9 protein-coding genes and 1 pseudogene are annotated in these 9374 nt (G+C 48.6%); 6 read left to right on the forward strand and 4 right to left on the reverse strand.

What is annotated here, in order from left to right; genetic code table 11:
• Nucleotides 1-40: 40 nt before the first annotated feature.
• The 3 genes from GSF01_RS25005 to GSF01_RS25015 form a co-directional block, all read right to left on the reverse strand.
• Nucleotides 41-406, reverse strand: a complete 366-nt coding sequence (locus GSF01_RS25005; RefSeq protein ID WP_159888000.1) for a DUF4180 domain-containing protein — start codon at nucleotides 404-406, stop codon at nucleotides 41-43.
• 86 nt (nucleotides 407-492) lie between these two features.
• A complete protein-coding gene (locus GSF01_RS25010; RefSeq protein ID WP_159888001.1) occupies nucleotides 493-1305 on the reverse strand; it encodes a WYL domain-containing protein in 813 nt (270 codons plus the stop codon).
• On the reverse strand, nucleotides 1292-2602 hold the full coding sequence (locus tag GSF01_RS25015) for a helix-turn-helix transcriptional regulator (RefSeq protein ID WP_159888002.1): 1311 nt from the start codon (nucleotides 2600-2602) through the stop codon (nucleotides 1292-1294). The genes GSF01_RS25010 and GSF01_RS25015 overlap by 14 nt, the downstream gene beginning before the upstream one ends.
• 454 nt (nucleotides 2603-3056) lie before the next feature.
• Between GSF01_RS25015 and GSF01_RS25020 the strand changes: the two genes are divergently transcribed.
• The 4 genes and pseudogenes from GSF01_RS25020 to GSF01_RS25035 all read left to right on the forward strand — a co-directional run bounded on the left by GSF01_RS25020 (nucleotide 3057) and on the right by GSF01_RS25035 (nucleotide 6818).
• The gene (locus GSF01_RS25020; protein ID WP_159888003.1) at nucleotides 3057-4550 is read left to right on the forward strand and encodes a TROVE domain-containing protein; all 1494 of its coding nucleotides are present in this window, start codon (nucleotides 3057-3059) and stop codon (nucleotides 4548-4550) included.
• Between the two features lie 78 nt (nucleotides 4551-4628).
• Nucleotides 4629-5336: pseudogene (locus GSF01_RS25025) on the forward strand (nucleotidyltransferase domain-containing protein).
• The gene (locus tag GSF01_RS25030; protein WP_159888004.1) at nucleotides 5333-5548 is read left to right on the forward strand and encodes a hypothetical protein; all 216 of its coding nucleotides are present in this window, start codon (nucleotides 5333-5335) and stop codon (nucleotides 5546-5548) included. Before GSF01_RS25025 ends, GSF01_RS25030 begins: the two are co-directional and overlap by 4 nt.
• Nucleotides 5549-5591: 43 nt before the next feature.
• Nucleotides 5592-6818, forward strand: a complete 1227-nt coding sequence (locus GSF01_RS25035) for an RtcB family protein (protein ID WP_159888005.1) — start codon at nucleotides 5592-5594, stop codon at nucleotides 6816-6818.
• Nucleotides 6819-6973: 155 nt separating this feature from the next.
• Here GSF01_RS25035 and GSF01_RS25040 read toward each other — a convergent pair whose 3' ends face one another.
• Nucleotides 6974-7438, reverse strand: a complete 465-nt coding sequence (locus GSF01_RS25040) for a hypothetical protein (RefSeq protein ID WP_159888006.1) — start codon at nucleotides 7436-7438, stop codon at nucleotides 6974-6976.
• A 482-nt stretch (nucleotides 7439-7920) separates the two neighbouring features.
• On the opposite strand from GSF01_RS25040, the gene GSF01_RS25045 reads away from it, so the two are divergent.
• Both GSF01_RS25045 and GSF01_RS25050 read left to right on the forward strand, forming a co-directional pair.
• Nucleotides 7921-8658: a hypothetical protein gene (locus GSF01_RS25045; RefSeq protein ID WP_159888007.1), complete on the forward strand. Its 738-nt coding sequence runs from the start codon at nucleotides 7921-7923 to the stop codon at nucleotides 8656-8658.
• A gap of 14 nt (nucleotides 8659-8672) precedes the next feature.
• Nucleotides 8673-9215, forward strand: a complete 543-nt coding sequence (locus GSF01_RS25050; RefSeq protein WP_159888008.1) for a hypothetical protein — start codon at nucleotides 8673-8675, stop codon at nucleotides 9213-9215.
• Nucleotides 9216-9374 lie beyond the last annotated feature (159 nt).

Raw genomic sequence — 9374 nt, forward strand, 5'->3', positions numbered from 1 at the left:
TATCGCATCCGACACTCCACCTGCCTCCTCGTCCTCGGAGCTAAGCCTTGCTTAATTTATCAAGAGCTTCTTCTTCATTCGATAAGAAAAAGATGCTCCTTCCTTGGTTGATTTCGTACATAAAATCCTTGAAGCTCTTGCTCGAATACACAGAAAAATCGCCGATCAGGGCCACTTTTACACGGTAGTTGATAAACTTTTGCAGGATCTCTCCGGCGAGCTGTGTTTTGAGGTCGAAAAAATCCTCGCAGACGGCAGACTTGTCTAGAATAATCCGATCGCAGCCCGTCTCATAATTTACGGTTGCTATCAGATCCAAGGCAGACTGAACATCCGTTATCTGCAATTCACTGCTGGTGATCCTGGCAATATCGACACCATTTTTGTTTAGTTTAGTTAGATTCATACGATCCTCCCATGAGTTTTCGGACATAGTCCCAGAGTAATCTTACCATACACTTTCAGACCGCTGGAATTTATTCCATGACGGTATTAACGACTCGCCGGATCAGCACCGTAACGTTCCAAGGCCTTAGTCGACGACTCCAGCATCCGCCGCTTCAAATAATCGCCCTCTACGACCCGCACCCGTTTCCCAAGAAAGCGAAGCTTAGAGAGCAGGTACTCCGACTCATCTCCAAGCAGACAGACTCTGACCCGGTAGATATCCGTCTCCGTATCATACGCTACGGTTTTTTCGAAGCTGGAGAAGGCATACAGGATGCGGGATAACTCTTGATTATACGCGCGGACGACTTCGATAACCGCTTCGCTTTTACGCGAGTCGAGGGTCAAGCCGATTCTCTTTAAGAGATCATCTATCGCCGAAGGTTCGACAGGCTCTGCTGCGATAGAGAGGATGTTTTTCAGTTTGGTTCTCATAAGAGCGTGGTGCTGAAGATGATACCAGAGCAGGTACCATTCTCTTTTGACCATGGAGTATTCTAATTTGTACGGAAATCCCATATGGTCGGTGTTCACGCGGTTGCCTTTAATCTCGTAGGTTAAGCGGATTCCCGTCTGCTGCATGATGTGCCGGCGCAAGGTCCGCAGGAGCGGGTGATAGACCTGCTTCCCCATACTGCGCGCTTTTTCTATCAAGTGGCAGGAGGTATCGAGCCTTTGGTCGGGCTCAAGGATCATGTGCAGCTTATCCAAGGTGTCTGCCGTGAAGGCGTCGGCCGCTGCCGGATGTGCCAGCATCGTCTTCAGCCATGCCCGTTCGTGCGAGGTGACCATGAAGGTACCGGAATCCTCTAATCGGGTGAAGATCTGGTAGTTGAATATTTTCTCAAACAGATTCATAGTAAGACTGAATCTCCTTCCATTCGGCTATCATGTCCCGGCGGAGCTGTCCAGGCTCGAGGATCTCGCAGCTGGAGCCGAAGCTGCGCAGCCACGGCTTGATTTCGGTCGTACCGTTTACCGTAATCTCGTAGATAAAGGAATGTTCCTCTTCCAGCACAATCTGTCCCCATTGCCCCTGCAGCGCTACTCGCTCTTTCACGAAATTGGGCTCGGACCCTTGTGGATTAAAGAACCGGACACGCACCGTGACCGGGGGTCCCGTATCGATCAGCCAGCTGTACCGTAATTTCTCCGTCAACTCATTCGTCTTCGTTTCGAACCAGTCCTCGGCTGCAGGCTCAGCCTCCTCGATCTGAGTGATTCCCTCCATGCGGTATTTCCGAAACCCCTCTCTGCCATAGGCAAGCAAATACCATCTTCCGTATTGATGATCGTACACGATCTTGAGCGGAAGCGTCTTCTCCGGTCTACCCCCTGTTTCCTTCTCGAATAGGGGATTGGTATTTTTGGAGGCGTAGCTTTGTTCGGACTTCGGCGAGAAATAGAGGAACCGGACTTTACAGCGGCGACGGATAGCGCTTAGCAGCGTGAACAGATGCGCCTCATCCAAGATCCGCGAGTAATAATGATATTTATACAAAAACGGTTCGACGGCATGGGGCCGGGCAGCACTGCGCAGAAGATGCTTCTTAAGCCCGTCGCGCAGCAAATAGCCTTGAACGGAAGGGATTTGTGTGTTCGCCATCACATCCACAAAATCATACAAGTCCACAAGCTCCTCATCCGATAAGCTCCGGACCAGGTCGTTCTGAATGCGATACCGGTAGGGACGGCGGCCCGGCTCCCTCTTAATGACGCCCACTTCCTCCAAGTACTTGAGGTCTGACCGAATGGTCTTTTCGTCAGGCATCGGAAGGTCCGCGTGCAGGCCGCTGCAGCACATATCCAATAGCTCCATAGCCGTTAAGGCCTGATCGTTCATCGCACCCAGAAGCAGCGAGATTCTATGGCTTTCGGATTCCTTGACGGATTTGGCGCGGAACAGAAACAGCAGCATAGGGTCAGTGGAATCGTAGTAGCTGTAACGGATAGCCTGAGCGAACTCCAGGCTTTGATCCTGGGGGTTTTGCTGATGCATGGAGCTGGCGATGTCTTTAAGCCGCCGGATCGTTTTATCGAAGGTATGGACGGAGATGCCGAGTCGCTCTGCGAACTGTTGTCTGCTGAAGGCGCCGCTTGTCAATACAAGCATGCGCAGGAATTGGATTTCTTTATCAAAGCTTTCCTTAGCCAAAGGTATCCCCCGTTCAAAAGAAACATCTTCTTCCATTGTAGCAGGGGAGGCATTTGGTTGAAATGGAAAACTTTATGACCCGTCGTAATACTTTCGCCATGTTCGTTGCTTCGAAAATGAGCGAAGATAGACGCAGAAGGCCGGGGCGATTACGCGACGGCCGGAACAGATCATCGAGGCGCATGGAAGGGTTACTTCGAATTCCCATCGGCTTGTCGTTGGTTCGAGTCCAACTTCCTCCATGCGGAGGAATAGCTCAGTTGGTAGAGCAGCATGTACCTTTCCGAACCCATTTCCTCGATGATCCTTTAAAAGCAAACCGCTGGTGAGGCGCTGGGATGGGTTACTTCGAGCTTATCGACCAAAGTAAACCGGGCTATACGGCAGGTTCGACTCCTGCAACAAACCTATCCCGCTTTTTCCTCACCGGTGTTACCTGAAGGAGGGCATTAACATGAGTATGGCTAAGAATCTGTTCGGTTCGTTTAGGACGAATATATTCAATAAAGATCAATTCCCGGCTTTCGTGCGATCTGCGGAGGAGCAGTATGTGCAGATGCTTCTGACCAATACGATGAGCAATACCTTTTACGCGGAACAACATGAGTTGCTTACGGAAGCTGAGCAGCTTCATCGCGAGATGGCGGAAACCAGCCCGAATTTTATGGCCAAAGCGATTGTTTTTGCACGAAATGAAGGATTTATGAGACTGCAGCCTTTATTTGGCCTTGCCATCCTGTCGATGTATCGTCCGGATTTGTTTGCAAACATTTTCTTGCAAGTGGTGCGAATACCTTCCGATTTGTCTGACTTCTTAACCATATTGAAGGGGCTTGGTCGAGGAGAGGGCGGTCGCGCTGTCAAAAGGCAGGTGAACCGCTTCTTAGCCGGTACGTCTGAATATTGGGCCATCAAGTACAACGGACGTGGACGCGGATACAGTCTGGGTGATGCGATCGCAACTGCCCATCCGAAGCCGGAAGACTTGAAGCAGCAAGCCTTGTTCCGGTATTTACGGGGACTGGAGGCCAATCTTACCTTGCTGCCCCAGGTGGAAGCACTGGAAAACTTGAAGCTTGCCTCAGCCGAGGAGGAGCAGATCGCCTGGATTGAACGCGGCAAGCTTCCGTATGAAGCGGTTACGGGTGCCATCAAGCCATCAAGAGCCGTCTGGGAAGCGATGCTTTACCAGATGCCGACCTTTGCTTTGCTCCGGCATATGAATGCTTTGCATCGTGCAGGTGTTTTGGAGGATCAACGTAATCTGGACTATGTGGTGAGCCGTATAACCGATGGGCAGGCGCTAAGGAAAGCTAAAATCCTTCCGTTCCGGCTAGCGACTGCTTTCCGTCAAGTTGATCATCCGGTGCTTCGGGATGCTTTGCGGGAAGCCACTGAGCTTACGTTCGATAACTTGCCGGAGCTCGGAGACAAAACGGCAATATTCCTTGATATTTCCGGTTCGATGAACGGCCAGTATTTGGAGATCGGTTCGGTTTTTGCCTTAGCGCTGTACAAAAAGACGCGGGGCAGCTCGTTGTTCTGGTTGTTTGACACGGAGGTCATGGATGCTAAGCCATCACGCAGAGACAGTATCTTAACGCAGGCGGCGCAAATCCATGCCCGTGGAGGAACCGATACGGGTGCGCCCATTCGGAAGCTGATCCAGGAGCGGAAGAAAGTCGACCAGATCATTATCATCACGGATGAGCAGCAAAATAGCGGCAGCCCGTTTTACGAGCAGCTCAGACTGTACCGCTCGAAAGTGAACCGGGACGTGTTGGCATTTGTCGTGGACATTGCGCCCTATCGGCATGCGATGGTACCGGAGCAGGATCCGCAAACCTTCTACATCTATGGATGGAGCGATACCGTGCTTGCCTATATCGCGCAGTCCGTACAAGGGTATTCTTCGCTGCTGGAGCGGGTAGAAGCGGTCCATTTATAGACAAGGACTAGTAAGAATCGGCCGTGGTCCTGGATCTACGGTTCGTTTCTTTATGAAAGTACAAGGGAGGAGACCCGTATGCCGGAGGTTAGACAGCAAATCTTAGAAGAATTAAAAAGAATCGAAAACGAAGAAAACGTTCGAATCTTGTATACTTGCGAATCCGGCAGCCGTGCATGGGGGTTTCCGTCTAAGGATAGCGATTACGACGTAAGATTTATCTATATCAGACCGGAGGATTGGTACTTATCCATTTTTGAGAAGCGGGATGTGATCGAGCGCCCGATTAGCGACATGCTGGACATCAACGGTTGGGATCTTCGAAAAGCCTTGAAGCTGTTCCGCAAATCAAACCCGCCGCTGCTGGAATGGCTCCGGTCCCCGATTGTTTACACGGAGAATTATTCGATAGCCGAGCATATTCGCCGCATCTCTCCTCTCGCTTTTTCTCCAAGATCATGCATGTATCACTACCTGCACATGGCGAAGGGCAATTACAGAGAGTATCTGCAGGGTGAACGAATTCGATCTGCTTGTCGACAGCCTGGTCCCGAAGGACAGCGAGCTTAAGCTGGTTATCCAGGAGCTGCTGGAGCGCAAAAAAGCAGGCGAAGAAATGGATAACGAGCCGCGGATCAGCCTGATTAACGAGTTTCTAGAGGAAGGCATGGCTTATTACGAACGGACGGCCGCAGAGATGAAGGCTGCACAGGGTGATCAGGATCGCAGCTCGACGTTTTGTTCCGATCCGCGCTCAAGGAAGTATGGGACAAAACACTGTTATGAAAAGGATAACGACGATTATGAGCATGCTCCGCAGGTGTTATCTGATGATGTGGGCGGAGCGAATGTCCATGGGGTGGACGGAGCAGCTAAGAAACGGTACCATGGAGGCTAGTCGCCAGCTTATCGAGGCGGTCATTCATTCATCCGAGGCAGAACCTGACGATTCGGTGAAAGAACGGATTCATAAGCTGAGAGAAGCTAAGGGAATATAAACGCGGAAAATAAATGATTTGTTTTACAGGAGATGAGAGTCTGATGGCTTATCAACATATCGATGATGTGCGTGTCTGGGGCAGTCCAGACGAAGGTGCGCTTGCTCAAGCGAAAATGTGCGCGAAAACCGGCAAGGTCGTTCAAACGCTGCTCATGGCGGATCATCATAAAGGGTACAGTCAACCGATCGGCGGGGTTGTTGTATATGACGGGCAAATCTCCCCTTCGGGCGTAGGCTATGATATTGCATGCGGGAATAAAGCGGTGCGAACCAACCTGGTTGCAGAAGACATGAAGCCCAGATTGGCGAAGCTGATGGATGAGATCGCCCGTAAGATCTCCTTTGGGATAGGGCGTGTCAACAACGAGAAGGTCGATCATGACCTCTTTGATGATCCGGATTGGGCCGTTTATCAGTCGGTAGGCAAGCAGGAGCATGACAAGCTGAAAGCATTGGCTCGTGACCAGCTCGGCACCGTCGGCAGCGGCAATCATTTTGTAGACTTGTTCGAGGAAGTTGGCACGGGCCGTCTATGGATCGCGAATCATTTCGGGAGTAGAGGGTTCGGACATAAGACGGCGAGCGGCTTTATCAATCTGGCTGCGGGCAGAGAATTTCTCGCCAGCGCTCCCGGTGAGAAGATGGATCAGCCGCCTGTTCTGCTTGATCTGAGCAGCGAGCTAGGCGATATGTATGATCGGGCCATGAAGCTGGCCGGACGATACGCCTATGCCGGACGGGATTATGTGATCGAGCAAGTATTGGCGATTCTGGGAGCGGAAGCAGACTTTGAAGTGCATAATCATCATAACTATGCCTGGAAAGAGACTCACAACGGACAAGAAGTCGTGGTCGTCCGTAAAGGAGCGACCCCGTCAGCACCCGGTCAGGTTGGCTTTATCGGCGGCAGCATGGGAGATATATCCGTTATCGTACGAGGGAAGGATAGTCGGGAGAACCGGGATGCTTACTATAGCACCGTTCATGGAGCCGGGCGGATCATGAGCCGGACCCAAGCAGCGGGAAAAATGAACTGGAAAACCCGTACCCGAAGCGGGGGTCAGATCACAACAGAGCAAATGCAGAAAGCCATTCGGGCGTTCGGTGTAGAACTGCGCGGCGCCGGGACAGACGAAAGTCCGTTCGTTTACCGGAAGCTTCAAGAAGTACTGGATGCGCATTCCGAAACGATCGAGGTGATGCACGTGCTGAGGCCGATTGGCGTGTGCATGGCTGGAGCGGATGAGTTTGATCCGTATAAGGATTGATGGATTTGGCGGATTCTCTAGATGGAAAAATCGTGGGCGGCTGTTACCTGTTTAGAGCGGGCGACCGCTTTTTTTGTTATTTACTTGAGTCTTGCGAATTTCCGTTGAATGTGCCCCAAAGGGCAGACCTATAGCGTGAACGGTGAAATCGTGTTTTAGGCCGAAAGCTTTAAATGACGCAAAATATCGAGGAGAGGCTTCTTTTCCAAGGCTTGTTGGTAAACATAAACGATGATTTGCCCAAAGAACTCTTCTCGGATTCGGCGTACCACATCGCCAAGCGTCAAATCTGCACCACCATCTTTCATCCATTCCTGCCGCTGAAACTCAAGGAAGTTTTGAGTCAGGAACTGGATGGCCCAAAATCGCTGAATTCCCGTAAACGAAAGCAACTGGTATTGGTCAAAGCCTAGAAGCTCCTTGAAGTAGCGATACCCCGTCTCGATGTTCCAGCGTACGTGATAATACCGCTGAATCGTAACGAAATCCAGCGAAAGATCCGTACACAAGAGACAAACCTGCGGTTTGCTCAAGGCAGCATAATCGTCTTTCCAAGATAACAGCAGCCTGACATTCTCGATTTCGCTGACCGGTCCTTCATAGGCATAAACCCAGTACACGCCCTAACCTTCCACCGTAACGGAGCGGAGATCGGATTTACGAAGGAAGGTACTGCTCGGCGAAATCATTTATCTTGCTGGAAATGCCGGACGGACAGATGAGTCGGTTCATCTTGAGGGTTGCTACTGAAAAAATTAAAACATATGTCCTTAGAAGAAACGGCTAGTAGAAAAGAAATACGAAAGCAGGGGAATTGAGTTTATTCAAGAACCACGAAGTACCTTTCTATAGGTCAAGCTAAGCCGGACTCCCATTATTAATTTTTACTTTGCCCCAAGTGACAGCTTCGCTGGTACTACCCCTCAATAGCATGTTTTGGGATATATACGAGTAAACAACGATCACTTTGATTATTGTTGAACTTCGTCGGTTATTTAGGTATAAATAATCATTTACATTTAAAACCATATTATGGTATTTTTAACAAAGAAGGGAGTTGCCTTTTTGACAAACTATTATTATTAATGGGAGGTTGAACAATTTGAAGCGCCGTTTTATCTCAGCGATTATTGCTCTAGTCACAACTGCAACACTTTTCTCTTCTGTTGCTTCCGCTGCTCAGACAAGAGCATGGCATGGAGCAAGGATGCTTGCAACATATGATGGTTTTTGGTTTGAATCTACTTTTCCTACCCTTTATTCACGCCAGAGTGCCGGAACTCTAGAAAAGATAAACTGGGAGTTTTGGCATTTTATTAATGGCGATACATCTGGTAGTTGGGTGGAAATGGGTTACCACAATGGATACTCCTGGGATTCCTCAGGACAACCTATATCTTACAATTCTTATGACGGTTTGTTTGTTGCAAAAGCCACCTCTTCCAGTTGGTCATTGTCCAAGATATCTAGCGCTAACTGGAGTTACGGACAGAATCATACGATGGGAACAGATTTCTGGTCAGGAGCTAGTGGCACTAAATACGTCGATATGCGCTCAGACCAATCAGTGATCTATACTTTCTCTGGTGCCACACCCGCAGCTAGGATTGATGCGGGCGTAGAATTTGGACAAGATCCTATACTTCCTTCAACAAGTGCAAAACAAAAAATTACATTACCGTCAAATATGAAACAATTAAGTGTTCGAAGTGGCGGAACGTGGGTTACTTGGGCAAGTTCCGGGAAAACTATTTATCCTTTTAACCAAAACGAAGGGATTTGGTATGAAGCCCCATCAGCCACTTGGAGTTCTAGTAACAATCAGATTAATTTTAATTAGGCGGTGGTTCTTATATGAAAAGGAAAAATATTATTATCGGCACAGCAGTTCTTTCTCTTGCTATTTTATCAGTAAGTTTCATTAACAATAGCCCCGCATTTGGTAACAATCCTAGTAAATATGATATTATCAGCAATGATATTAAAAACCATATCCCTTCTTCAGGCCCTGACGGAAAAGAAGTAAAATTAAAATCTATCGATCACCCTGGGAATAAGGATAAAGTCAGTATGTTAAAAAAAGAAAAAGATATTGAGGGCTTCGTTCCTGAAGTTGAACTAACAAAAAAAGGTGGTAAATACACAAAGAAGTCTCTCATGACATATCAAGAATACATTGATTCGGAGACTCTGGACGGAATTCGCCATGACATTCACCCTGAGAGAATGGTATGGGTATTTACCGCCAAGTTTGATAAAACGCAATATATTGAGGGGAAGCCTGTTGAGAAAGCAAACATTACGACCTTATATGACGCTGAAACTGGAGAGTTTTTATCGATTACTGTAACATCAGACGATCCTAACGGGTTAAAAGAATTAACCAAAAGAGAATAGGAAACAAAAATAAGTCGAGTTTTCTCGACTTATCAGGCTGTCGAGAAAGTCTCGACAGCTCTTTTTATTTGCGCGTAGTTTAAGACGACACCGCGTTAATATGGTATAATATAGATAACAATTAATGGACGGTGATCAGTTATGCTACGAAATTCCAAC

Source organism: Paenibacillus puerhi (genome assembly GCF_009846885.1).
In the GTDB taxonomy this organism is placed as follows: domain Bacteria; phylum Bacillota; class Bacilli; order Paenibacillales; family NBRC-103111; genus Paenibacillus_G; species Paenibacillus_G puerhi.